Source organism: Spirochaetota bacterium (assembly GCA_035477215.1).
Lineage (GTDB): Bacteria > Spirochaetota > UBA4802 > UBA4802 > UBA5368 > MVZN01.
This window is the reverse complement of sequence record DATIKU010000042.1, coordinates 1-25887: the sequence shown is the minus strand read 5'-3', so window position 1 is coordinate 25887 and position 25887 is coordinate 1. Positions and strand designations below refer to the sequence as shown.

Sequence of the window (25887 nt, the reverse complement as noted above, 5' to 3'; positions counted from 1 at the left end):
GGAAACTCGATATTGCCAGGGTTTGTTCCGACTCTAATTGTCTCTTTTGCCGCCCGGCACAGGTGCCGTGCCCTTCTTTCCGATCAGTGAATGGTTTAAAAGAATATCCTTTCCTTTTTTCAATCGGCCGAGCTCCAGCCGTCCGGCGATTGTACGGTCCCGGGAGGAGAGCCTTTCTGAGATGTCGTTCAATCCTGCCCGGATTATTCCGAGGGCTTTTTCGCGCGGGATGTTTTTACCGGCGAACAGGGGCTCGTGCTTTTTATAAAATTCGTCTATCTCGCCGTCGGTCATGGGTGGCGGTTTTTTCCCAAGGTCGGCCATCGAGTCAAGATAATACCCGGCGATCGCTTCTTCGATATACATCCACAGGTAGTGCCGGGCGTTTTCGCCGGCGAAGAGGCCGGCTTTTTGCGCCGCCTTCACTACGATGTAGTTGTCGACCAGTTTTCGCAACAATTTATCCCTGAAGAGCGGGTCGGTTGAGTCGTCCCGCGGCGCGATGTATCGGGCATACAGGGCGGCCCTGTTGTCGAGGTACTTCGAGCCGATCGCGTCGTCGTCGATCTTTACGATCCATTCCCCCTTCGAATAGCGCGAAAGCTCGTAATCCAACAGATCGGCGTACGGATCCGTGCTTATTCGCGCCGTGATAAATCCCGCCAGAAAACCGGCAGAAACCGCGATTATAATTGCCTTTCGGTTGAAAAACGCCTGGAAGATTTCTTTTATCGCCATGACGGCCTCGCTGTCTGTGATGTGCCGTAATATTCGGTCATATCGTTTTTCCCCATTGCTTTGTTGTAAATCCCGGCCGTGTCGGGTCATCCTTATGCCGCAGGCGGATGAATGACTGCCGCTTCGGCCACTGTTGCAAGTGCTCGCTTGATTAAAACCTGACATATTGGATAAAATCTTCTTTCAGGTAATTGCCGTTGAGGTCGTTGGCCCCGTTTTTACCTCCTTTAATCGTGAATTTATATACATTGCCGGACATGACGCCGGTGAGGTCGAATTGGTACACGCCCAGTTTCGGATCCGGCGGCACGTCGGGCCAGTCGGGTCCGGTTATGCGGGGAGTCGTTCCCGTGCCGAGGACCTTGTCGATGGTAATGGCGAGGCTTGTAGGATTCATCCTTGCAGAGAAACGGACCCGGATGTCCGGGTACCAGAGTTCGCCCGTCGGAGATAGCTCGAATGAGAGAGGCTGCGTCTGGCCGAATGCCCAGCCGCCGGGAAGCTTTGGGTCGGTGATCGACGTGATATACGGGGCGATTGATCCGGGGCCGTTGGTGAAGAAGTGGAACCGGTATTCCTTCGCGAGCGGATTGTTCTGCAAATCGGTGATCGTCGGCGATATCCTGAGCGTGTAATGCGCCTCGCTTGCGAGCGGTTCGAGGAATTTCAGATACGCGATCGTATGGCCGGGATCGGTATCGATGAAGAACGTTGCCGCCGGGCTGATGGTGAGCGCGTTTCGAAGCTCCGAGACGGCGATCTCTTCGCTGAAGAGAATGAGGATATCGCGGCTCTTCTCCACTCCCTGGTTTTCGATATCCTCGCTCCAGAACGCTGTGGACGGCGGCTGTGATACGGCCAGCGTGGGTTTGGTGAAATCGTCGCCCACGGTGAAGTTGAAGAAAACAGCGTCCGCCAGACGGTTTCCGCTCGTGTCGCGGATGTCGGTACCGACCGTTACGGCGTAGGTTGTTCCGTAGGGCATGGGATAAAGGGGAGTGAAGGTGATGAATGAATTTGTTATATTCCATGAATAGCGGCCCTCGAGCGGTGGGGAGATGGAGACGCCGCCGTAGAGTGAGTTGAGATCGATCGCTTCGGAGAAAAGGAATGAAATGACGGCGTCGGGGGCGACCATAGTGTCGTTCGGCGGCGCGTGCGCGGCAAGCGTCGGCCTCACCAGGTCGGCGCTTACCGAAAATACCGAGGAATGCGCTTTCCCGAGGTCGTTGCCGCTTGCATCCTCCGCGGCGGAGGATATCGAAACGTGGTAGAGCGTCGCCTCGCCGAGGCCGCGGGCCGGCTGGAAGCCGAGCCTTTTCCGGTCCGGGCTCCATGAGAAGTACCCTTCGACCGTTCCCGCGTCGGAGCTCAGCGAGAACTCGTTCGATGTCTTGATCGTGTCCATCTCTTTGCTGAAAACCACGGCGATCGACATGTCCACGCTTACGCCGCTCGCGCGGTCAGCGGGGGTGATCGAAACGACCTCAGGCTGCGTGAAGTCGTTGTTGAAGTCGCAACGTGTGACGACTCCAAGAAGGAGTATTATCATTAACACAAATAAAATATTGTAATTCTTCATGTGGTTGTCTTCCTCTCATTATAAATCAGACTTATTACAAATCCGGGGGATGCCGGCTTTATTTCCCAATGCTGCAACATTTCGATTTTTCATGCCGTCCCGGCTGATAACGGGAGTAAATAGTAATGGCACAAACGTTCGCAGTGAATGTCATGCGCCGTTTCAATCGCCTTTGGGGCCTCGGATGTACCGACGTGCAAGCCCCGGCCCCGGCGACATCCGCGTCGCCTGCCGCGCGCTGAAATCGGCGCATGACGCTCCTTTCCAGTGTCGGTTGTTTCAATCTTATGGCTCCCTGAAATCGAAGACGAAATTTTCGCTCATCGTGTTGCCGTAAATGTCCTTCACGCCGCCGCTCCCTCCGTGGACGGTGAGACGGTAGAGGACCGGGCTTGTCGGCTCCAGTTTATTGGAAAGACCGGAGAGCCTGATTACGGCGGTGGTGTCATCGGTCCATTCCATATCGGAGACGACGCCCTCGTCCGGCCCGAAGCTCGCAAGCGACAGGTTCTGGTAGATCGAATACCGGTTCATGGCGACCGGGGTGTAGGGAGCGAGGCGCGAGACGAACTGAACGCGGAAATAATACGTCTGGTTGGGCCAGAGGCCCATGGTTATGGCGACCGGCCACGCGTCGGGATCGGGAATTCCGGTGAAAAGCGGCGTGTACGACGCGCCGTCGTTCGAGCCCCATACCGTTCCGGTTTTCAGGATGAGCGATGCCGCGCCGCCCGTGCGTATCGTGACCTGGTAAGAGGCGGGGATTTTCAGCCCGTTAAGGTCCCCCGCGGAACGGTCGACCCTCGCCTGGTACAGGGTTTCGGGGGCCAGCGGCCGGGAGGGGTGGAACACCAGTATCGAATCGCCGTTCCACGAGAAATGCCCGCCGGGCGACGGAGAAAGGGAAAACGCGGATTCGGCGCTCGGCCGGTTCATCGGCTCGGAGAAGACGACGTAAAACGAAACGTTTTTATCGATTCCGTCGTTGATTCCGTCGGCGCTCCAGAACGGGGCCAGGCCGTTGGAGTTGATTCCGGTCACCGACGGCGGCTCTGAGTCGTCGCCGGTGATAAAGAGCACCGCGTACTCGGATGCGAGGGCGTTCCCGGACGCGTCCTCGGCGGAAGACGAGATCCTGAAGCGGTAGGACGCGCCGTAGTCCATGGAAGCCGTAAGGGTGTACACCATGCGGCTGTTCGCCTGGCCGGAAGGGCCACTGTCCCATACGAAGCGTCCCGCGACATGGGGCGTTATGCTGAAGGCGGATTCGGTCTTTTGCACGTTCATCGATTTGGAAAAATCCACCGTTATGTTGCGATCCACCGGGACGTTCTGTTCGCCGCCGGCAATAAAAGCCGGGTCCGAAGAGAGCACAAGTGGAGGAACAAAGTCGCTTCCGACGTAGAAGTCGGAGAGAAAGTCGCGCTCCATGCCGTTCCCTTTTGTGTCGCGCACGGAGCGCGGGATTTCGACCGTGTAGCGCCCCGCGTAGGCGAGCCTGGCCCTGGGCCGGAAGAAGAAGCGGCTCCCGGAGACCCATTCGAAGTCGCCCTCGATCCTCGACGAGCTTCCGGCGAGGACGAACCCTTTTTCAAGGCTGTCCCTCTCGACGTCGCTGTTGAACGCGATCTCGACCGGGGCGTCTTCGGCAACCCCGAGGGCGTGATTTTCTGGGGAGGAGTACACAACTTCGAGCGTCTCGAATCCGGAGCAACCGCCGAGGAAGGCGAAAAGGGACAGCATGCAGAATGCCATGGGAAACGTATTTTTCATGAATCACCTCCCCCCGGCGCGGACTCATGCAGTGAGCGCGAAACCCGGAGGTCGTACAACTGAATGGCGAGAAGGGCGATTGTAAGGACGAAGACAAGCCACAGCGCACCCGTGCCGAAAACGGTCAGGATGAAAAGCGCGAGGGCGAGCACAAAAGAAACGGCCGACGCGACGGCCAGCGGGAGCATCTCCTTCCAGAAACGTTCACCGTGAAAATACCCACGATAAATCGCAATGGCGAGAAACAGAAGCGCCATGAAAAGGAAAGCCTTTGGCCTGGTCCCGATATTGATGCCGGAAAGAAAGACCAGGGCCAGAAGCGCGTAGGTGCGCCCGGCCGTGAGCTCCGCCGGGAACACCCTCGCAAACTGAAGCAGCACGATACACGCCATCGCGAGACTCTGCAGATTGAAAAGTTTGAAATTGAGAAAGAAAATTTCGTTGGCGCTGTACAGTATAAACGCAACGCTCACCGCGACCGGCGCCGTAAGGCCGTGTTGGTTTTTCATCGGACCCTCCTTTCGCATTTCATGCGAACGATATGGTTTTTCCCCCGCGGGGAACGTATATCAAAAAGCAAACGAGAGGCACCACGACGAGCGTGAGCACGGTCGCGAGGGTGAGCCCGCTTATGACCGTAAGAGCGAGTGGCCGCCAGAGACCGGAGCCCTCCCCGACGTTGACGAGGGCCGGAAAGAGCCCCATGACGGTGGTGAGCGCCGTGCTGACGACCGGCCTGAACCGGCCGGCGCTGCGCTCCTTTATGTATGCGATAAGGGCGCTCCTGCCGCCGAAAAGCGCGCCGTCGATACCGGCCCTCACTCCGTCCACGAGGACGATGCCGTTGTTGACCACGATCCCGACGAGGATGATGAGCCCGATATACACCGGCAAGCTGAACGGGGTGCCGGTAAGGAAGAGTATCGGGACCACCCCGGCGGCCGCCAGGGGAACGGTGGTCATGATGACGAGCGGGAGCACAAGCGACTCGAAGAGAGAGGCGAGCACCATGTAGACGAAGAGGACCGAGAGGAGAACGAGTACGGCCATGTCCTTTTTGCCCTGCTTGAACCGCCCGACGGTTTGGTCGTATTCGTAGCCGTATTCGGGCGGGAAGGCCACGGTTTTAAGGGCCGCGGTGATTGAACGCTCCGCCTCCTCGTACGAGAGCCGGCCGATTTTCGCGGTGAGGTAGACACAGCGCCGGCCGTTCTGGCGCCAGATCCTGGTGGGCTCGACCGTTTCCCCGAGCGTAACGAGCTCGCGCGCCGGGACAAGCGAGCCGGAGGCGCCAGGCAGCGAATAGTTCAACACTTCGCCGATGTCGCGGCGCTGGCGGCCGGGAAAGCGCATGCGGACATCGAGCTCGCCGTCTTCGGAAAGGAGCTTGGTGATCACCGGGCCGTGGAGGGCGCCGTGGAAAAAGTCGGCGAGCGAGCGAGCGTTTACGGCGGACATGTCCGCCTTCGCCCGGTCGAAGCGGAGGGTGTAGGCGGGTTTTCCCTCGCGGAAGCGCAGCACGCACTCCTCGATGCCGGGTATGGCGCCTATCGCGCCGGCGGCGCGCTTCGCGAGCGATCGGAGCGTCTCGTTGTCGTCGCCGATGATCGCAAGACCCAGCTCGCGCGCAGCGATCTCGTCGGCCTCGGAGAGAAAGGCGAACGCGCCGTGCGGACGGAGGAGCGCGCCCAGATCCGCCTTGATGGCGTCCTTTATTTTTTCGCGAGCGTGTCCGCGCCCGATCGAGTCTTTGAGCGACACGGCGACGGTGCCGCGCCATTTCTCGACCTTTGTCGTAATCTTGCCGGCGGCGTTTGTGGCCTGTATCCGCGCCTCGGCCAGCGCGACCAGCTCGTCGGTGCGGCCGAGCGTGGTGCCGGTCGGAAATTCGAGGTAGACGTAAAAATCGCCCGTACCGCCCGGATCGGCGTAGTCGCTTTTAATGAACGGAAAAAGGAGAAGGGCCGCAACGCAGAGAACGCCGAGCGCCGTGAACAGCGAACGGATGTTTGAAAAACCGTACTCGATCATCCTGATATAGAGACCGTGGAGTGCGCCTTCGAACCGGTCCGCGGCGCGAAGGAGGGTGGTATTGAAGCGTGCCGCCTTTTCGGCGATGAAATTGGGAATCGCCGGGCCCGTGAAGGTGGAGCCGGCCGCGGCCGCGTAGACTGCCGGCACGAGGATGAGCGAGACGGCGAGCGACACGACGAGCGCCGCCGAGATCGTGAAGGCCATGCCCCCGTACATGAGCCTGGCCTGCGCGCCGCCGAAGGCGACCGGCAGGAAGACGATGATGGTGGTCGCCGTGGAAGAAACGACGGCCTTCCTGATCGCGACGGCGCCCTCGTAAATCGAGCGGCGGTCCATCTTTTTCCGCGAGATGATCGACTCCGTAAGGATGATGCAGTTGTCCACGACCATGCCGCTTCCCAGGGCGAGGCCGCTGAGGCTCATCACGTTGAGGTCGACGCGCGCGAAGTACATGCAGGCGAACACCGCGATGACCGAAAACGGAATGGAAAGGGCGATCGCGAACACGGTCAGCCGTCTTCTGAAAAAAACGCATACGACCAGCACGACAATCGCCATCCCCCAAAGGCATGAAACGACGATGTTGTTCACCGCCGCGCGTATGTACCGCCCCTGGTTGTAGAGTATTTCGGTTTTTACCGATTTCTCCGCGGCTAAAAGGGCGAGCACGGCCTCGCACACGTCGAGCGTGTTGGCGCCGCCCGCCTTCTGGACGTACAGGGTCACTTTCTCGCCGCCGTTGTGGCGCGATATGTCCTCGCGCTCCCGGAACGAGTCGAGGACCTCGGCGATGTCGCCGACGCGGACCAGCGGTCCCCCGTCGCCCCCGAGGGGGAGCGCGACGCGGGCGATCCCGGCGACGTCCGCAAGCCGGAAGGGCGCGAGCACCTGGTACTCGCCGTCGGCGCAGGGAAGCAGTCCTCCCGAAAGCGAGACGTTGGAGTCGCGAACGGACGCGGCGATCCCGGCGAACGAGAGTGAGCGCGCCTCGAGTGCGCCGCGGTCGACGTTGATATGGATCTCGCGCCGGAGCCCGCCGGCTACGGTGATCTCCGAAACGCCGTCGATGCGCTGAAGGCGCCGCTTGAGCCGGTTTTCGGCGAACTCGCGCGTTTCGGAAAGCGGCTTTCCCGGCACCTCGACCGTCGCGATGACGACGGGGCGGTCGGACGGGTCGTATCTTAGAATTACGGGCTCCTGGACCGAACGCGGGAAATCGGCCCGAATGAGGCCGATCTTCTCGCGGATGTGGAGCGCGGCGATTTTGACGTCGACGTCCATCCCGAACGTGACGTTGATCCGTGCCTTCCCCTCCTCCGAGACCGATTCGATTTTTTCTATCCCCGCGACGGTCTTTGCGATCTTTTCGACGGGCCTGGTTATGATCGTCTCGATCTTCTCCGGGGAGATGCCGGGATACTCGATGATCACCGATATGCCCGGGTACACGGTCTGCGGCATGAGCGCCACGGGCAATCGCGAGAGGCCGATGAGGCCGAAGATTAAAATTCCCGCGAAGAGCATGAAGGCGGTGATGTGGTTTTCGATGAAGTAGCGCATCTCAGGATTTTCCGCGATCGAAAAGATATACGACGGTGGGAATGAAAACGAGCGTGAGCGCCGTCGATATGGTGAGCCCGCCGACGACGGCTATGGCCATGGGCTGCTGGAGCTCCGCGCCCTCGCCGATGCCGAGCGCTATGGGAAGCATGGCGAAGACGGTGGTGCCCGTGGTGAGAAGAATCGGCTTGATACGTTTACTGCCGGCGGCGGCGATGGCGTCGGCAAGCTTCGCTCCGAGGCGCTCTTCGTGTTCGATGAAATCGAGGAGGACGATGGCATTGTTGACCACGGTGCCGGCGAGGAGAATCATCCCGATACCCGAATTGATGTTGAGCGTTTTCCCGGTAACGAGGAGCAGGCCCGAAACCCCTATGGCGGCCACGGGGACGGCGAGCATCACGATGAGGGGTTTGCCAAGCGACTGGAACTGCGAGGCGAGCACCATGTAGACCAGGACGACGGCGAGGAGGAGGGCGAAGAGCATCTCGAGCGAGGAGTCGCTGATCTCGCTTATGCCCCCGGCCATTTTCGCCTCGTAGCCCGCGGGGAGCGAAATCGTGCGGAGCAGCCGTTCGGCCCGCGCGCGCGTCGTTGTGCGGTCGCCCTCGATGTCGGCGGTAATCAGGTTGACGGGGCTCTGTTCGCTTCGAAGGATCTTTCCCATCCCCATGCCCTCGTCCAGCTCGATGACTTTGGCGAGCGGGACGGACGCGCCGCCGTCGGTTTTGACGAGGATTTTATAGAGCGAGTCTCTGCCCGTGCGGTCGGCAGGGCGCAGCCGCACCCGCAGGTCGATCTCGTCGTCTTTCTCCCGGTAGCGGGTGGCCACCTCGCCGGTGATGGCCGCGCGGACCGTGGACGCGATGGCGGCGATGCCCAGGCCGAGCGAGGCGGCAAGATCGCGGTCGATACGGATGCGCAGTTCGGGGTCGCCCTCGTCGAGGGATGAGCCGGCATTCGAAACGCCGTCGAGGGAGCGGATTCCGGCGATTATGACCTTACCCAGCCGGGCGAGTTCGTCCGCCTGTCTGCCGTAGAGCTCGATCGAAAGCGGCTTTGACGGGCTTCCCAGCAGGGAGGCGACGACGTCTTCGCTGATCCGGTAGTCCGTCCGGACGCGTTCGCCGAGGCGTATCTCCTTTTTGAGCGATCCGATAATCGCACGGATGTTCGCGCGCCCCTCCCGTTTCAGGATGACCCTGATCGACGCGGCGTTTGACTTTTTGCCGGAGATCCGTTCGGTGATGTTGTCCTCGGGGTCCGAGCCTATTTTCGAATAGACGAAACGCGTGTACGGTTTGGCCAACAGCAGCCGCTCGACCGCCGCGGACAGCGCGGCCGTTTCCTCAAGGGGCGTGCCTTTGGGGGTCGTGATCTCCAGGGTGAACTCGCCCGGGTCGATGGCGGGCATGAGCTCGGTGGGGATGAATATGAAGAGCATCCCGCCGACGGCGCACAGCGCGGCCCCCGCGCCGAGTACCTTTCGGCGATTAAGAATCGCGTACCGTATCACCCGATTATAAAAGCGAGTGATGATGTCCATGGCCCTGTCGGAGGCCGCGAAAGCGGCTTTTTCGATCGGGCGCATCCGCCGGAACGAAAGAAGCGTACGCGCGCGATCGCTTGCAACGAGGGTCGAGAGCATGGGGATAAGGGTGAATGCGGAGAGCAAGGAGCAGATCAGGGCGAATGACACGGTAAGCGCGAGGTCCCTGAAAACCGCGCCGGCGACGCCGGAAAGAAACAGGATCGGCAGAAATACGACGATAGAGGTGAGAATCGATGCGATAACGGGAGCCTTGACCTCGTTGACGCCGTTCAGGACGGGGAGGATCGGGTCGTGCTTTGACGAACGCACTCCATCGCGCGCGGTTCGTTTGGCCGCGATGGAGTCGAGGACGACTATGCCGGCGTCCACCATCATGCCGACGCCCAGCGCCAGGCCGCCAAGGGAAACGGCATTGAGTGAAATCCCGCTGAAATACATGAGGATGAAGGTCGCAAGCACCGAAATGGGTATGCTGGTCGCGATGATGAGGGACGAGCGGGTTTCCTTTAAAAAAAACCAGAGTAAAACGAACGCGATCAGGGCGCCGAAAACCGCCGAGCGGACCACGCTGTCGATCGAGCCGCGGATGAATTCGGACTGGTCGTACACGAGGTCGATGCCGAATTCGTTTCCGTGTCGCTTTCGGAGGAAGTCGATTTTCTCTTTCACACGGTCGCAGGTCTCGATGGTGTTTTTCCCCGGCTCTTTCCGTATAAGAAGGCCGACCGCCTCCTCCCCGTTGGTCCGGATGACGCACTTGCGGTCCCTGAAACCGTCGGTTATTTCGGCGATATCGGCGAGGTATACCGGCGTGCCGGCCTCGTTTTTACCCACCGCGACGGCGCCGATCTCGCGGAGATTGCCGAATTCGCCAAGGGTCCGCACCAGGTACTCGCGGTCGCCCATTTCGATGTTTCCCGCCGGGAAGTTGTGGTTGGACGCGTCAATGTTTTCGAGGACCTCGGAGAGGGACAGGGTGTGGGCGAATATCCTGGCCGCGTCGAGATCGACGTTGATCTGGCGGCGGTGGCCGCCGTTGATGTCGACGAGCGCTACACCCTCCGTCCGCTCCAGGAACGGGAGCAGTTCCTTTTCGACCCTTTTCCTAATTTGCCGAAAGTCGAGCCGGGTGGAGGTGATCGAATAGATCATCACGGGGTCGGCCTTCGGGTCGAACTTGACCACGATTGATTTGCCGGCGTCCTGGGGGAGCTGCCCCTTGACGATGTCCGCCTTTTCCTTGGTTTCGATAAGGGCGAGGTCCATGTTTGTTCCCCACCCGAACCGGGCCGTGACGAGACTCAGGCCCTCCATGGATTCCGAATAAATCGACACCACCCCGTTTACCGAGCTTGCCGCCTCCTCGATGTAGCGGGTAACGAGCTGTTCGATCTCCGCCGGGGCCGCGTTCTCGTACGGGGTGACCACCGTGAGTTTCGGGAATTCGATGTCCGGAAGAAGCTGCACCGGCAATCGCCGCACGGATATGACCCCGAGCAGGCACACCCCGCAGTAGACCATGAGGGTGGTTATCCTTTTTCTTAAAAAAAACTCGATCATTTTGTTTGCGGGCTTTTCGGGCCGGCACCCGACGGCAGTTTCATTCCCTCGTATACCGCGCTGACGCCTTTGGAGACGATGATGTCGTTCTCATGGAGGCCGCCGAGGATTTCGACCATGCCGTCGGATTCTCGGCCGGTGCGCACCTTCTGCCTGAAAACGATATCTTTCCTGACGAGGTATACCTCGCCCGAGGCGTCTTCGCTCCTGACGAACGCGGAGAGCGGAGCCATTATTCTCTTTTCCGGAGCGCCGGTCGAGATTCGGGCGCGCGCGAACATCCCCGGAAGGAGACGGTAGCCGGGATTTGGCAGCTCGGCCTTGATTTCCACCGTCCGCGTTTTCATGTCGAGTACCGGCGTTACGCGCCGGATGGTCGCCCTGAACGCTTCGTCCCCGTACGCGTCGACCATGAAGGCGACGGTCTGGCCGGTCTTTATCCTTCTGATATCCTTCTCGTTGACGTTCATGGCGAGGTACACTCCCGCGATGTTGATAAGCGTGGCTATGATCGATTCGGGTTTTATCATCTCGCCGGCTTCCATGGATCTGGCGGCGACAAGCCCGTCGATCGGTGACCGGATGTATGTTTCTTTAATCAGTATTTCGGTCGATCGTATATTGTTCTCGGCCTGAGAGATGCGCGACCGGGCGGATTCGACCTCGGCGCGCTCGATCTTGGTGTTTATCCGTTTGAAGAGCTCCATCTTGTCCTTCTCGGACGATGGGAGTTTCAATCCCTCGGCGACGATGTCCTCGTCGCGGTAGCCCACCTGCTGGATTTCGAGGTCGGATTTTGCGAGCTGATAGGCCGTGTACGCGGTGGTATGCTGAGTACGAAGATTCTTGAGCTCGCTTTCGCTCAGGCCCCCGGCATCGTACAGTACGGTCTTGTTTTTCAATATGCGGTCCATGTTCTGATAGGTGGCCAGTTTGTCGTTCAGTTCGGCCCCGGCCTTCTGGATGGACTTCTGCCTGATCTCGATCCCCTTCAGCGCGTTTTCGTATTTCGCCATGGCGAGGTCGTGCGCGCGCCGGGCGATCTCGAGCTCCGAGCGCTGCTGGCTCAGGGTGATTTCGAAAGGGAGGCGCTCGATCTCGGCGATGAGCTGGCCGATGCGCACCCGGTCACCCTCGTGGTGGTAAATACGGCTGAGCCTTCCGGAGACCTTCGAGGAGATGTTGATCTTCTCGCGAAAGACGATCTGGCCGAGGATATCGATCGATTCGGTGAATTCCCTGCGCTCTACGGTGCAGGTTTCGACTGTCGAGTCGTCGGACCGGGGTCTGTCGGGGTCGAAGGGCGCGCTCCCGGTGGTGGAGCCCGCGCCGCCGGAGAGGAACTCTACCAGCGCCGAGGCGGATATCGCCGCGAGGAGAACGAGTGCAACGATCCGCGCGATTCGGGATCTATAAAGCCCGGCGGCGGAAATTCGTTCAAGGATCTTCAACATTGGTCGTACTCCTGTACTTCGATAATTTCAGGAAGCCTATATCGACGCCCATCGCAAGCTCCAGGGTGGAGGCGTTGGTCAGATAGCGTACGCGCGACTCGAGGAGGGCGACCGCGGCCTCGCCCCGTTCGATTTCCTTTTTCATGAGATCGTATCGTTTCGATTCGCCCATGTTGGCTTTCAGGCGCTCGATTTTGAGCTGGGCGTCGTACAGGGCGAGCTGTTTGTCGGCGATGTCCATCATCTCCCAGGCGTTCTCAAGCGCCATGTACGATGAAAGAACCTCGATCGACACCTGCTGCCTGAGCGATCGGCGGTTCTCTTTCGACGTGTCGACCTGTATCCCGCTTTCCACGATGGCGCGCTTGTAGTCCATGGCGTTGAGTACGTTTGCCGAGGCGCTCGCGGACCTGCTTCTGGTATTGGCGTTCTCGCTCTCGCCCAGGCCGAGGCTCCCCGAGGCGGTGCTTCCCCACAGGGCGCTCGTTACCTGCAGGCTGAGGTTCCATCCCTTCTCGCGGGGGACGAACCGCTCGGACGAGCCGTCCGGGTCCGATAGCGAGTAGCCCGCGCCCAGCGAGAAGCGCGGAAAGAAATACAGCCGGTTTATGCGATGGCTCTTGGAGTTTACGGAGTGCTCCACGTCGGCGCTTTCGACCTCCTTACGGTTGCGGACGGCGAGGGCCACGCACTCGTCGATGGAACGGCCGCCGTCGGGTCCGTACAGCGTAAAATCGTTTTCGACGTCTCCCAGAATCTCGATGGGTCGCCTCCAGTCGAGCCTGAGCAGGATTTTAAACCGGTTGCGCGCGATTTCGAAGTTGTCGACGGCTTTTTTTAGGTTGAGTTCGATCTCTTTTGCCTTGGCCTCGATTTCGAGGACGTTGAACCTCGTCGCCTCGCCGAGCTCGAGCTCCTTGCGGATCAGGGCAAGCTGGACCATCCCCTGCTCGAGGGTTTTGCGGTGGATTTCGATGGTGCCCTTGAACTGGATGAGCTCGAGGTACGATCTGAGCGTTTCGGCGACGAGCCTGTTAAGCGCTATGCGGTAATCGTTACGCGCCAGGATTCCCCTGAGCCTGGCGATGTCGTACGCCAGCCCTTTCCGGCCGCCGTCGTAGATGTCGAGGCTCGCCTCGACTCCCAGTTTGCGATACCGGGAATCGGCCTCGCGCCTGGCCACCTCCCTGTTATCCGCGTAGGAGAGCGAAAGCGACGGAAAATAATCGCGCAGGCGCTCCATTACCGTGAGATCGTAGATCTGTTTGCCGGCGTGTATCGCCCTGAGCTCGGTATTGCCGGTGATGGCGATGCCGAGCGACGACTCGAGGTCGAGCCGGAGAGTTTCGGCGTCCTGCGTGCGGCCGTCGCCGGAGGGCTCCGCCGCGCCGTGAGCCGCGTTGGCGAAGAGCGCGAGATGTACGCAGAGCGCGAAGACGAGGCGTTGTACGATGCGGCCGGGTACGCGCATGGGTGGCCGTTTCACGGGAATCGGGCTATTATCGCGCCGGCGAGTTTTTCCGCCACTGTTTTCGCGACGGAGGCGTCGGCCATCGTATCGTTTAAGAGATACCGGACTTCCCCTATTTTTTCACCCGTGCGCTCGTATACGAGCAGGGTGACCAGGGTGCTGGTTTCGGTATCGGCGTAGTCGCCGGTCCCGGATTCGGAAAACGAACCGCCGATGAATATGTCGGCCGAATGCCGCGTGCAGAGCGCGGCGACGGCCTCGCGACTCGGCACGCCGACGGCCTGTCTCTTTTTTCGCGTTGTATCCGGATCGGGGCTCTCCATCGCGCCGGAGGGAGCGTTTTCCCGGGGCGCGGGTCCGTCGTTTTCCGCGAGCTCGGAACGGAAACCGCGGCTGAAAAACTCGAAGCGGAGCGAATCCCTGAGGTTGGCCGCGGCGTAGGGGCGGTAGGTGACGGTCCTGCTTTCGAGATGGCCGATGAGTATGGCGCCAGGCCTGTTTTTGAGGGCGTTCTCGCGGAAATGCAGGTCCATCGTGGCGCACGACAGTATCTGGATAAAAACGGCGAAGAGCATCGGACGTTTCATTCGGCGATCTCCTTTCTCAGCGAGGTGAGGCGCGTGTCGCTTCGCCCGCTCGCCCGTGATATTGAAATGGCCCTGTCGAGCTCCTCCAGTGCCTTTGCCTTGAGGCCGAGGCGGCTGTAGAGGACGCCCAGGTTGGCGCGGGCGTCAATGAGGGATTCCTCCTCGGCAAGGATGACGAGGTACTCGTTGAGCGCCTCACGGTATTTCTCGTTTTTTTCGTAGAGGAGCGCGAGAAGCGAACGCGCGGGGAGGTGATGGGCGTCGAGCTCGAGCACGCGGGATAAAAGCGCCATCGCCCCGACATCGGCGGATTTTTCGGCGGGACGTACCACCTGTATACGCGCCTTCCAGTAGAGGGCCCCGATATGGTCGTCGTCTTTTTTCAGTATGCGATCGACTTCGACAAGGGCCGCGTCGAAGTTTTTTTCATAGTAATTCACTTTGGCGAGCATCAGGCGGGCGTTGTGGAGTGATTCATCAAGCCTGACCGCTTCTACAAAGCGTTCACGGGCCGTTCCAAGCTCCCTCTTCGCGAACGCTTCCTTGCCCGCGATGTAGGATCGGAGCGCCCTGTCGGTGTCGCCTCCGCACGAAAGCAGAATAATCGCGGCGTGCGCACAGAGAATAGTGAACAGGTGGGTTCTGGTCATTGAAAGACGTTCCTCTGAACGATAAGATTGCATCCGCAACAGTCGAATGGGCGTTTCAAAATCGGCGTCGCTTCAACAAATGCCAGTCCATGAAGGGTCGGTTACTATTAATACGTTTGAGGAAGGGAAAATGGTAAAAGTTTTTTATAGTTATGCGTAATAGATATGAATTATACTCACTATATGAACAAGATTCATTTGATTTCTTTCTTTATAATCATTGTTTTTATGTAGTAATCATATTATAGAAGGAGAGCGTATCGCTCTCTTTTTGCGTGATGGTGTGTGAAGCCTTTCTGTTCTATGCAGAGATATTTTTTTAATATTTTTATCATGGTATATGCAATAGCGCTTGACTTTTTTCGAATTGATCGTTATGTGGCATGCAGTTTTGCGCGCCCCAGTTGTGCCGACGAAAAAAGAAATGTCGGAATCGACAGTGCTGTTGTGAAACCGAGGAGTGGCCGGCCTTCCTCCCGCCGCTGGCGTGATGGAAGAGGCTCTCTTTTCCGGTTACACAACAGGTCTGATGGTGAAAGTGGGGTAATGAGTCATGGGCGTGCGAAAAGTCGGATGGGGTGCTCTCGTTGTAGTGTTGTCCCTTGCCGCGGCGGGCTGCGAGACGTCGAAGGTTCTGATAAAAGACGCGAGGGTGCGCAATGATTCGATCGAGATAGCGGTTGAATCCATTACTGACGGGCCCGACCGAATTCAACAGGCAAAGGGGTATCTTACCCCGAAAGCCGGGAAACATCTCATATGGCTGAGGACAAAGATAAAGAACGCTTCAGTGCAGCCATTACACTACGAATTGTATGATATCGTATTAAAAAATGAAAACAGTCAGGGCGCGGCTGTCTTCATTGAAGTAGGTAACTTCTTTAATTTTGCAAGTCCATCCCAGCGGCACAATCCCCTCATCAAGCCTCAGGAAGTTATACACCGAACCATTGTATACGTGTTTCCGGAAGGGGAACTGCCAACCAAAGTCATTTTTCCGAAGGTTGGAGAGATGGACATAGTTGTCACCGGTAAAGTCGAATGATGGTTCATTCTCTATATTGAGTGGTGGCGAGGTCCGACGCGTATACTGCGTTCAAGGAGGTTTCTGGACAACCGCCTAATACGATTACACCGTCACAATTACAAAACAGTAGTCAAATGAATGTATAGCAAATTATTTATTATATGCTTTCTTTTCGCGCTGCCCGCCGTTCCCTCGGCGGGCGCGGCCTCGCATGGCGAAGCGGTAATTGCCGGATGGGAGCGGGCGGCCCTGCAGCGCATTCACGGGGAGCGCGTGATCGAAAGCGTGACATCCGCGCACCGGGGAGTCCTGTTGCTTGACGCCCGCTCGGACGACCGGGCCTTCGCCGAACTGAGGGCCGCGCGCCGCTTTGCCCGCGCCGCGCTCGAATCTGGCCTTCGCACGGGCCTTGCCGCCGCGTACCTGCGCGCGGTGCTCGTAAACGCGGGGACGGCCGACATCGCCCCGCTCGGCACGATCGAGCGTGAGCTCTGCGGAGCGGATATGCCGATCGCCGTCGCAGGGGCGGTTCCGTGCGGTCTGGAGGCGGCACCCGGTGGAGGTGAGGCGCGCTGGGGAAGCGCGTTCCCGGCGGTGGCGGCGCCGGGTGGTAAATCGTATGGAAAACGGGACGCTTCGAGATGGATATCGTCGACACCGCGTCCGCCGCGCTTTCTCGCGGCGAACATCAATATACGCGACTACCGGTGCGACAGCGCCAAGGTAAATTACTGGCGGTTGTATCTGTACCGGTGGGAGGACCTTCCGTGGGAGTTTACTGCGTGGTTAACCGTCCCGCCCCTTGCGCGTGCGTCCGCCCGCGCGAATGTATCCATCAGCCCCCGAATTTTTAAAGAACCTAAAAACCACCCGGGCGTTGCCATGCCCGGGAGTGCGCCGGTTCGGATGTTCCGCGGCGTTACGACCATGAAGGGGGACGTCCATCCGCGGCCTGCTTCCATACCCATACAAATAATCGCCGCACCATCACTTCCCTGCGCGCCCCTCACTTCGAAATTCTGCGAGGTATCAGTATGAAGCGCAATCGATTTCGCGCCGGTATGTCTTCGGGGTTAATGATGCTGCTGGTTGGCGCGTTCGTGCTGTCGCCTTTTTCGAAAGAGGGGGGGAGTGGCCAGGTGCGCTTCCGCACGCACGAGGACGACCGGCCGCGCCTGGAGCGCTACCTCGACGAGGCGAAGGACGCCTCGTCGCGCGAGGAGTTTGAGCGGATCCTCGACTCCGGGAAGGAGGCGCTTGCGGCGGCGTGGGAGCGCGAGGCCGACGCGGCGATCGCGAGGGCCCTTAAGGAAAAAGAGGATTCCGGGAACCTGGAGACCGAGCTTGCACGCTCGAGGAGCGCGGCATTCGAGAGCTGGGAGCGCGGCATGAGCGCGGAGGCGGCAAAGGCCGCGGGCGCGTGGTTCGCCGCGCGGCAGGATTTATTATATGCGGACTTCGACCGGGGCGAGCTTCGGAGGCTTCTGGAGGAGGCGGAAGGGGCGGCCGAGCTCGGCGCGTGGGACGAGACGGTCGACGGAGGGAGCGGTGCGGTTACGGCCGCCTGGGAGAGCGCGTTTGAGGAAAAGCTCGAGCGCGCGCGCCTGGCGGGGGCGTCGCTCGAGGGCGTGGCGCGCGGGGAGTACGAACGTGAGATAGCGCGGATGGAGAAGGAAATCCGGGGGCGGTTCGACCTGGAATGGGGCGGCCTTGTGTACCGCGCGCGGAACGCCTATATAACCGACCGCTACCTCGATACGGATTCGCTGAGGCGAGCGAGCGAGGAGGCGAGCGCCGACGCAATCGCCGCGCGCATCGTGCGCGAGACGGAGGAGGCCATTCGCGTCGACGAGGAGGCGATTTTAAAGAAGCCGGGCGGGGTCGCGCCCGGGGACGAGGGGATCGACTTTTCGGCGCTGGGCGAGAACTGGAAGGCCGAGCTCGAGCGCCTGGTGGCGCGGGGGCTGGGGCGTTGGAAGATGGCCCAGGAGGAGCTCTACCGCACGATGCTCTCGTGGAAGAGCGCGGCGGAGGAGGCCTTCGACGCGGGGAACGCGAAGTGGGCGCGCGCGTACGACGGGATATACCGTGCCAGGGAGGCGTGGCGCAGCGGCATCGCCTCCGAGATCGACGATGGCCTCGGGCGCTGGGCCGAGGAGGAGCACGCGCTTTCGGCAAATTTAGAAAGTGCGCGAAGCGACTTCGGGCAGTATATCGAGACGCTGAACCGGCAGTGGGAGGACCATTCGCTGGGGCTGGTGGACATGGCGGGCTCGGGCTCGAAGACCTACGGCGAGGCGGTCGAGAGCGTGGCGTGGCTCGAGAAGATGTGCGAGAAATACGAAAATGATTACGCGATCAAAGAGTATAATGACGCGGTTAAAGACGCAATCAACAGGGATACGGACGGCAGGATAGACGCGGTGTTTGCGGCATATTCCGCGTGGCTGGGCGAAGCCGCGAATGTGACCCTTGCATTCCTCGACGCGTCCATGGACGGGGATGGGACGTATCGTGAGCGCTACCGGGTCAAAATTATCTGGAGTTCTTCGGTATGGTTTACCTGGACGCTCGATGATTTCGTCTGGACGAACACGATGATGGAGGATAGCGACGCGCGGCTGAAATCCTCATATTACTATTATCATACCGAGCTCGTTCGCTGGCGGGATATCCGCGACGCGTTCAAGGAGACCGTGGAAGAGGCCGAGCGCTACATGCACGAGCGGAACATGGTGGGCTGGGGAGAGTACGGCCCGGGCTTTCTGGTGAACGCGAACGGCGAATACGAGCCGAACCCGGACGGGGAGAACGACCCCTACCTGATGACAGGGCCCGAGCGCGATTACGCGCTGGCGCAAAAGGAGCTTGAATACTGGCGCGGCCGGCTCGAGATCGCCGAGGCCGTAAAGGCGTACGCCGAAGGCAGCCGCGAGAGCGCGGAGGCGACGATCGCGGCGAAGGACGCGGCCCGCTCGGCGCTTGACGGGGCGAAGGAGGCGTACGAGGCGGAAATGGGAGGCATCGCGGATATCGTCGCGCGGCTGAAGGCGATTCAGGGCGCGCGGCCAGCGGACGACGACGCAGGGGCGCGGGAGGCGTACCACAACAGCATCGAGTATCTGTCGAAGGAGCTTTCGGTCGCCGGCGCGGCGATGGAGCGCAGGCGCGAGACGCTGCTCGCCATTCAGCGGGCGCTCATCGTGATCGAAAACGGAGAGGACGAGGAGTTCGTGGCGAAGGAGCTTCGCGAGATCGAGGAGAACCTGGCGAGGACGGAAAAGGAGCTGTCCGAAAAGCGTTTCGGGTACTACATAAAGGCGCGTGAGGCCGAGCGGCTGGAGCGCCTGGCGGACTACGCGGCGCTGTACGGCGAGGCGCTCTACGCGCGGGAAGGGGCGAAGGGGAGCTTTCTGGCCTTCGGTTCGGTCGTCGGCGGCGAGGAGACGGACGGCAATCTCGCGGCATGGGTGGCGGCGCTCGACGGGCGAAAGAGCGCGGTGTGGGGCGACGCGGCCGACGAAACATACGGCAGGCTGGCCGCCCTCGCGGCGGCATGGGAAGACTCTTCGGGTGATGAAAAGGCCGGGGCGCGCGAGGCGCTTTCGCTCTTTTTCCGCGGCGAGCACGCGCGCCTCCGGGCGGAGTATGAAAAGCATGATGGGATATTCGCGCTCCTCCGCGATAAGGATCTTGATATAACGGCCTATCTGGATGGCGGTATCGGACGCGACGTCGAGGCGTACGCCGCGGCGGCGGAGCTGAACCATGCCGTCTTTGAACTGATCGGAAGCTGCGTTGACGAGCTCGGGGACGATGAGGGGTACGCGCATCTCCTGGAGCGCCTTCGCGGGCGGCTCGATTCGACGGTGTACGTGTACGGGGGCGAGAACCGCGCGTTCGTAACGGCGTATGCGGCATTCGCCTGGGCGCGCGACAATCCGGCGGGCGCGCTTCGCGAGGCGATCGCTTCGCGCGTCGATTATGAAAAAGAGACGGCCGAGTCGATACGGGATTTATACAATGATTTCGGCGGGTTTGATCCATTTAATCTCATTGCCGCGGCGGACGGCGGCGATGAGCGCTCGCGCTCGGTGCTTCGCGAGTATTACAACGGCGGGAGCGCCATGGCGGCGCTGGGATACATCGAGGGCGTGGAGCCCGCTATCGCGCTTCGGGACTATGTGGCGCGGGGGAAGTACGCCTTCGCGGCGCAAAACGCCGGGTCGTTGCCGTGGGGGGAGACGGCGATTGCCGGAAAGGACTTTTCGGCCGAGATGCTGAACTATATCAACGCGAAACTCGGGGCGGGTTTCGTGGTAGGGGCGGAAGGTATCGACGCGCTCGATCCCGAAAAGCTCGCCGCCGTGGCCGGGGCGCTGTCGGAGTACCTTGATGAAAAATATGCCGCGCGCGGGGCGCTTCCGGGCGCGCTCGGTGAGATCATCCGTTCGGCGCTCGCGGCGAAAGAGAAACTCGCCGAGTACCTGTACCTGCACACGCACATGGACGAGGAGAACCCGCAGGCCCTGCTGGCTGAAGCGACGAGGGAGAGCGGTATTGCGTCCGCGGTCCTTACCTTCATCGACGGCATCGGCGAGCGCCTTTCCGGCGGCGGTTCCGCGGACGGGGACATTTTCGCGTACATCACGAACAATTACCGGTCGCTGGGCGACGGCGTAAAAGCGCACCTCGCCGAGAGCGCCGACGCGGCGCTCTCGGGGTTTTCGGAAATCGCGGTGTACATGGACGGCCTGCGCTTCGCGATGGAGAAGCGCGCGCTGGGGAGCGAGTTTCTCTCCATGGGCGGGGGTTTTACGGTGGAGCAGTTTATTGAGGCGCGCGCCGGGGGGTACGGCGCGACCGAACGGAACGAGCTTGGGGCGTACCTTGACATCCTGCACGAAAAACGGGTGTATGCGGAAATGAGCCTCGAGGGGACGCTTATGGAGCACCTCGAGGGGCGCACTCTCGCCGCCGGCGCGTACGACGAGTTGAAGCGCTACGCGCTGATCGACCGCTTTCTCGTTCTCGCCTCGGGCGGCTTCGCGGACCGGAGCGAACCGCTCTTCGAGAAGTTCTCGCGCTACCGCGATTTCGAGGCGCGCCTCGGCGCCGGCGCGCGCCTGGACGGAGAGAGTGAGGCGGCCTATGCGGCGCGCCTGGCGGCGGAATTCGCCGCGACGAACCCGGCGCCCGCCGGGGAATCGTATGCGGACTTCGCGGAGTGTTTTTTGGCGGGTACGATACGCTCGACGGCCTATCTTCCCGAGGACGTGCAGTGGTATGTCGCCGCGAACGAGTACTACGACGGAGTGTTCGCCGGCGGCGGCTTTGTGCGAAGCGGGGAAGAGCTTGATTCCTTTGTCGATGCGATGTACGGTTCGCAGAGCCTTAACACGGCGGTGCGGGAGCGGCTGATGGCGTATATCGAGGGCCTCGGCGGGATCGACACCTGGTACGGGCAGGAGACGGGCGCGTACCTGGCGGGCCTTTCGGACGCGCGGCTGGAGGGTTTCAGGAAGTACCTGTATGTCTGCGGGCGGGGTGGACCGGGTAACGCGCTTCGCGCCGGGTTTGGCGAGGGCGTGTACGGTCTGGAGGCTTCGATCGCCGCCGATATGGCCCTTCTGGGGGGCATGGCCGAGGAAATGATCGGCGGGATGGCCGCGTCGTTTGACGCGCTCTACGGGGCGGCGCGGCGCGAGGCGGAGGCGAAGGAGCGCACCGAATCGCACGCGCGTTCGCTCGTTAAACTTAAGGAAAACCCGGAGCTTTTCGAAAGCTACCGGAACTACATGATAGAGGTGACCGACAAGGACGGAAACGCGACGATCGTCGTGGAGGCGGTTGACGGCGCGAACGTTATCGACGGGCGCGACGCGGATACGGGGGAGGTAAACCGGTATTACTACATGCCAGCCGAAAACCGGGCCAACGGCAAAAGCATGCTGGGGAGCCTTGTTGTGGAAGAGTCGAACGCCCTGGCCGGGGCGCTCAGGACGCTTTTCGGCGTCGGGAGGGCGGAGGTCGTCCCCTCAAATGCCGACGGGGTGTACGGCATCGCGCAGTTTCTTGACAAAGCCGATGGGATGTACGATACCGGGGCGACGTACGCGCGCGACGCGGAGGGGAAGTACGCGTTTGCGAACGCCCTGGAAGAGCTCCTTTCCGGAGTGATCGCCCGCGCCGGCGCGTACGGAAACGAATCGCTTTCGGGCCTTGCCAGCGAGCTGGCCTCGATGGAATACGCGACCGAAAAATACAAAGAGCGGATAATCGACCGCGGGAAGACATACCGGCTTTTCGGGGGCGACGCGGACGATTTGAGGCGGGACATGGGGGCGGCGTCGGTGCAGCATAAAAATGCCGAGGAGGCCTACCGTACGATAAAGACCGCGCTCGACGCGCGCCAGGCCGGCTACGAGGCCGCGAACGCGGAGTATATACGCGCCATGAACGCGACCGCCGCGCGCTACGCGCTCTACCGCGAGCGCGAACTCGCTTTCGAGAAGGCGTACGCCGTGTGGGAATACGCGAACACGCCTTATCTTAAAGAATCGTCCCCGCGCGACCCGGGCCTGGGCAGCGGAAACACGCCGGGCGGCGGCGTGAACGAGTACGCGGAGCTTCCCGCGCCCGACGCGCTGGACGTCTACAACCGAGTGAACGCGCAGTACGAAGAGGCGCGTGCGGCGTACGAGGCGGTCAGGGCGAAAAAGGAGTCCCAGGAGACGCTCGCACAACTTCGCGCCAACGCGGCCTACTCGGCGCTTTGCGCGGACCTCGCGCGCAAGACTGAAAGCTACGCGCGCACGGCCCAGGTGTACGCGCTCGTGGAGGAGAAGCTCTCGGCGGCGAGGAAGGAGTACGCGGACGCGCTTTCGGCGTACACGGCGTCGAAAGACGGCGTTGCGTTCAACAAGCGCACGGTGGACGGGGCGCTCGAGATGACGGAGGAGGAGCTTCGCCTGCGCGACCGGATACTCGGGCACATCGTGGGAAGCGGGACGGGCGAGGGGCGGATAGATGAGTACCTGGGCGCCTTCATTCTGTACGACGACTATCTAAAGTTAAAGGCGACATACGCCTCGAGCATCGCCGGCGAGAATCACCCCAGAGTGCTCGAGGCGAAGGCGAAGATCGCGCCGGACGCGTTTGCCGACATCGAGACTATCCATGAGCGCCTGGACCACGCGACGATCGACACGATGGTGAGTGAATACCGTCTCATGGTGAGTAACTACAACGATTACCGGCGCTACGCCAGCCGTGTGGAAAAGTGCGATGTCCGCTGTGACCATCTGCGCGACAAGCGAAATGACCGCCATGAAAAATATATTCGACACAATAAATTATACGAAAAAGCCAGGAATACGATAGGGGATAGCCTTGCCGACGTTCTCGAAGCAAAGCAAAAACTGGTTGAGAAGGAAACGGCGTACCGCACCCTCGACGACGCGCGCTCGCTCGCGGACATCCGTAAGGTGCTCGCAAACCCGCCCTACGGCCTGACCGGGGAGGACCTCGGCCACCTGTACGACGCGACGACGTCCTCGACGCACGAGCGCACGGCGGAGAGCGTGAATATAGAGAGTTTACGAAGGGAAAAGGCGCGTTTCGACGCGGACGGTTACGCGATGCGCGCCGAGAAACAGGGCGAACTGATATATATCCTCGCCCAGGACGGCACGAGGACGGGGGAGAGCTACGCGCTTGACGACGCGAGCGTACGAATGAAGGACGAGAGCGGCGCGGCGCTCGACCCCGCGACGCTTGCCGACGGGGAGATTCACACCGTGTACGACCGCGTGTACTCGCTCGAGGCGGTGACGCGCGCGATGCGCGCGAGCTACCGCACGAAGCGAGAAACCTACCGCGACGACTACCGCGCCTACGTGCAAACGAGCATCGCACGCGGCGCGCACGACACAACGGTGCTGCTTCGCGACGAGGAGGAGCTGTATAATTCGATGATGACGGCGGCGCGCGGCTTCGGCGCGGGCCACGGCGAAATACGGCAGCGAAGCTACGACGGCTACCGCACGATCGTGACGGAGATGGTGCGAAGCGCCGACGGGAGCGCCGTACAGCAGCGCATTATGGGCGAGCTCGTAACGCAGAACGCCGCGTTCCAGGAAGAGCAGTGGGCGAAGCAGCGCGCGAAGTTCGACGAGCGCAAGGACCGCTGGATGGAGACCGTGGGCTTTATCTGGAACCGTGGCGCTCGCGACTGGACGTCGCAGCAGAACCGCCTGTTAAACCGGTGGACGGCCTGGCGGATATCCTCGCGCGAATCGATCACAGCGGGCGAGGCGGCCTGGATGGACGAGCAGAAGGCACTCTCCGCGGCGATGGACGGGTGGCGTTCTGAGAGTGCGAAGGGCTCGGCGGAGGCGATCGCGGCGCTCTCGGCCGGGGAGATGGCGCGGCGGATAGACGGCTTCATGAACGGGATCAGGCGCAAGAACATGGCGGGCGTGGACCTAAGCTTCGACGCGGACGCGCTGGTGCGCGACGCACTGAAGAACGCGCCGCCGGCCTCCATAGGAGTGCTCTCGAACACCATGAACACGCTCGACGTGACGGCGGGTTTCGCGGGACTCTTGAACCTTAACCTAAGCGGTCCGCTCGAGGCGCGCTACGCGCAGCAAATGAAGGACTACGCCGATCGGATGAGCGTGATGCAGAACCTGCGCGTGACCGACATGCTGCAGGGGATCATCGACAACTTCAATAAACAGCTTCTTGAAGCGAACGCAAGCGTGTACAAAAGCGTGGACACGGACCTGCGCGCCCAGTTCGCGGCGCCGTTTCTGCGCGAGGAGACGGCGCGGCGCTGGAAGATCGAGGTGGTGAAGGAGTCGAACCTCTTCAGCGGCGACAAGAAGAAAACGATCCGCTTCGCCGACTACGCCGACTACGCCACAAACAAGGTGGTGCTGAAACCGCTTAAAGGCCTTTCGGGGACGATCGACTTCACCGACCCGGCGAGCTACATGAACGTGGACGCCGACGAGCTCGACGTATACGTGCGCCTGGCGAGCGAGAACCTTAACCGCGAGATTGAAAGCATCTTTAGCAATGACGGGAGCTTTACCACGCACAGCAGGAGCGAGTCCGACCGCCTCGGCGCGAAGTTCTCGAAGGCGTACGAGGAGTACATGAAAGGTCGGGCGCTTGCGGCGAGCGGGTGGTACGCGAAGGGCGATTTTGCCATCGCCAATTCGGTGCTCGGCGCGGCCTGCGTCGTCGGCGGCTTCTTTACCGGAGGCGCCACGATAGCCGCGTATATGGCAATGCAGGCGGCGATCAACGCCAACAAGGCATACGACCAGGGGGGAACGCTGGGGCTTGCCATGAACGTTGGGTCCCTTGCTGGTTCGGCGTTCGTTTCCGCGTATACGGGCGGCATGATGAGTTTCGATCTCTCCTATACCAAAGACGGCGGTTTCGGCGGAGCGATGAGCTTTGGGAAGAGCGTCGGAGTGAACGCCAGTGTGGGCTACAGCGAGAAAGGCGGCTACAACGTGGGGGCCGGGTACAATACCAAAACCGGAGCGGGATTCGGGCTTTCGTACAGCGAGAAGGAGGGTTTCGGCGGCCAGGTGACCGCCACGGTTATGCCGGGACTGAACCTGGGTTTAAGCTACAGCCAGAAGGGCGGCATTGGGGTTAATGCCGGAATAAAGACCGATTACGGCACCATAGGGCTGGGTTTACAACTGGACAAGAAGGGAGGCTTCAAGGGATGGAACGCCGACTATACCACGAAGTCTTCGGGAAGCGGAAAACTCACAGGAAGCCAGACCTTTGGATTCGGGTATAACGAGGATGCCGGCTACAGCCTTACCAGCGGCACGCGCGCGAGTTACGGCAGCGACTGGCGCAATATGGAC

At 60.8% G+C, this 25887-nt stretch carries 13 protein-coding genes; 3 read left to right on the top strand and 10 right to left on the bottom strand.

The features are described 5' to 3' along the window. Window positions 1-33 precede the first annotated feature (33 nt). The 10 genes from VLM75_09870 to VLM75_09825 form a co-directional block, all read right to left on the bottom strand. Window positions 34-738: a hypothetical protein gene (locus tag VLM75_09870; protein ID HSV97230.1), complete on the bottom strand. Its 705-nt coding sequence runs from the start codon at window positions 736-738 to the stop codon at window positions 34-36. A 151-nt stretch (window positions 739-889) separates the two neighbouring features. Then, complete coding sequence (locus VLM75_09865) at window positions 890-2320, bottom strand: Ig-like domain-containing protein (GenBank protein ID HSV97229.1); 1431 nt, start codon at window positions 2318-2320, stop codon at window positions 890-892. 285 nt (window positions 2321-2605) lie between these two features. Continuing rightward, window positions 2606-4093, bottom strand: a complete 1488-nt coding sequence (locus VLM75_09860) for an Ig-like domain-containing protein (protein HSV97228.1) — start codon at window positions 4091-4093, stop codon at window positions 2606-2608. After that, window positions 4090-4602: a hypothetical protein gene (locus tag VLM75_09855; protein ID HSV97227.1), complete on the bottom strand. Its 513-nt coding sequence runs from the start codon at window positions 4600-4602 to the stop codon at window positions 4090-4092. The genes VLM75_09860 and VLM75_09855 overlap by 4 nt, the downstream gene beginning before the upstream one ends. A 19-nt stretch (window positions 4603-4621) precedes the next feature. Then, entirely contained in the window at window positions 4622-7687 is a 3066-nt protein-coding gene (locus tag VLM75_09850) for an efflux RND transporter permease subunit (protein ID HSV97226.1), read from the bottom strand. A gap of 1 nt (window position 7688) precedes the next feature. After that, the gene (locus VLM75_09845) at window positions 7689-10799 is read right to left on the bottom strand and encodes an efflux RND transporter permease subunit (GenBank protein ID HSV97225.1); all 3111 of its coding nucleotides are present in this window, start codon (window positions 10797-10799) and stop codon (window positions 7689-7691) included. Next, the gene (locus VLM75_09840) at window positions 10796-12253 is read right to left on the bottom strand and encodes an efflux RND transporter periplasmic adaptor subunit (GenBank protein HSV97224.1); all 1458 of its coding nucleotides are present in this window, start codon (window positions 12251-12253) and stop codon (window positions 10796-10798) included. The genes VLM75_09845 and VLM75_09840 overlap by 4 nt, the downstream gene beginning before the upstream one ends. Beyond that, window positions 12237-13724: a TolC family protein gene (locus tag VLM75_09835; GenBank protein ID HSV97223.1), complete on the bottom strand. Its 1488-nt coding sequence runs from the start codon at window positions 13722-13724 to the stop codon at window positions 12237-12239. The genes VLM75_09840 and VLM75_09835 overlap by 17 nt, the downstream gene beginning before the upstream one ends. Before the next feature lie 11 nt (window positions 13725-13735). Further along, window positions 13736-14311 carry a hypothetical protein gene (locus VLM75_09830; protein HSV97222.1) on the bottom strand — a complete coding sequence of 192 codons (576 nt, stop codon included), beginning with the start codon at window positions 14309-14311 and terminating at the stop codon, window positions 13736-13738. After that, on the bottom strand, window positions 14308-14961 hold the full coding sequence (locus VLM75_09825) for a hypothetical protein (GenBank protein HSV97221.1): 654 nt from the start codon (window positions 14959-14961) through the stop codon (window positions 14308-14310). The genes VLM75_09830 and VLM75_09825 overlap by 4 nt, the downstream gene beginning before the upstream one ends. Window positions 14962-15514: 553 nt before the next feature. On the opposite strand from VLM75_09825, the gene VLM75_09820 reads away from it, so the two are divergent. The 3 genes from VLM75_09820 to VLM75_09810 all read left to right on the top strand — a co-directional run. After that, the gene (locus VLM75_09820; GenBank protein HSV97220.1) at window positions 15515-16006 is read left to right on the top strand and encodes a hypothetical protein; all 492 of its coding nucleotides are present in this window, start codon (window positions 15515-15517) and stop codon (window positions 16004-16006) included. Between the two features lie 120 nt (window positions 16007-16126). Further along, window positions 16127-17026: a hypothetical protein gene (locus tag VLM75_09815; GenBank protein HSV97219.1), complete on the top strand. Its 900-nt coding sequence runs from the start codon at window positions 16127-16129 to the stop codon at window positions 17024-17026. A gap of 38 nt (window positions 17027-17064) precedes the next feature. After that, window positions 17065-25887, top strand: an 8823-nt coding sequence (locus VLM75_09810) for a hypothetical protein (protein HSV97218.1), incomplete at its 3' end; no start/stop codon positions are given.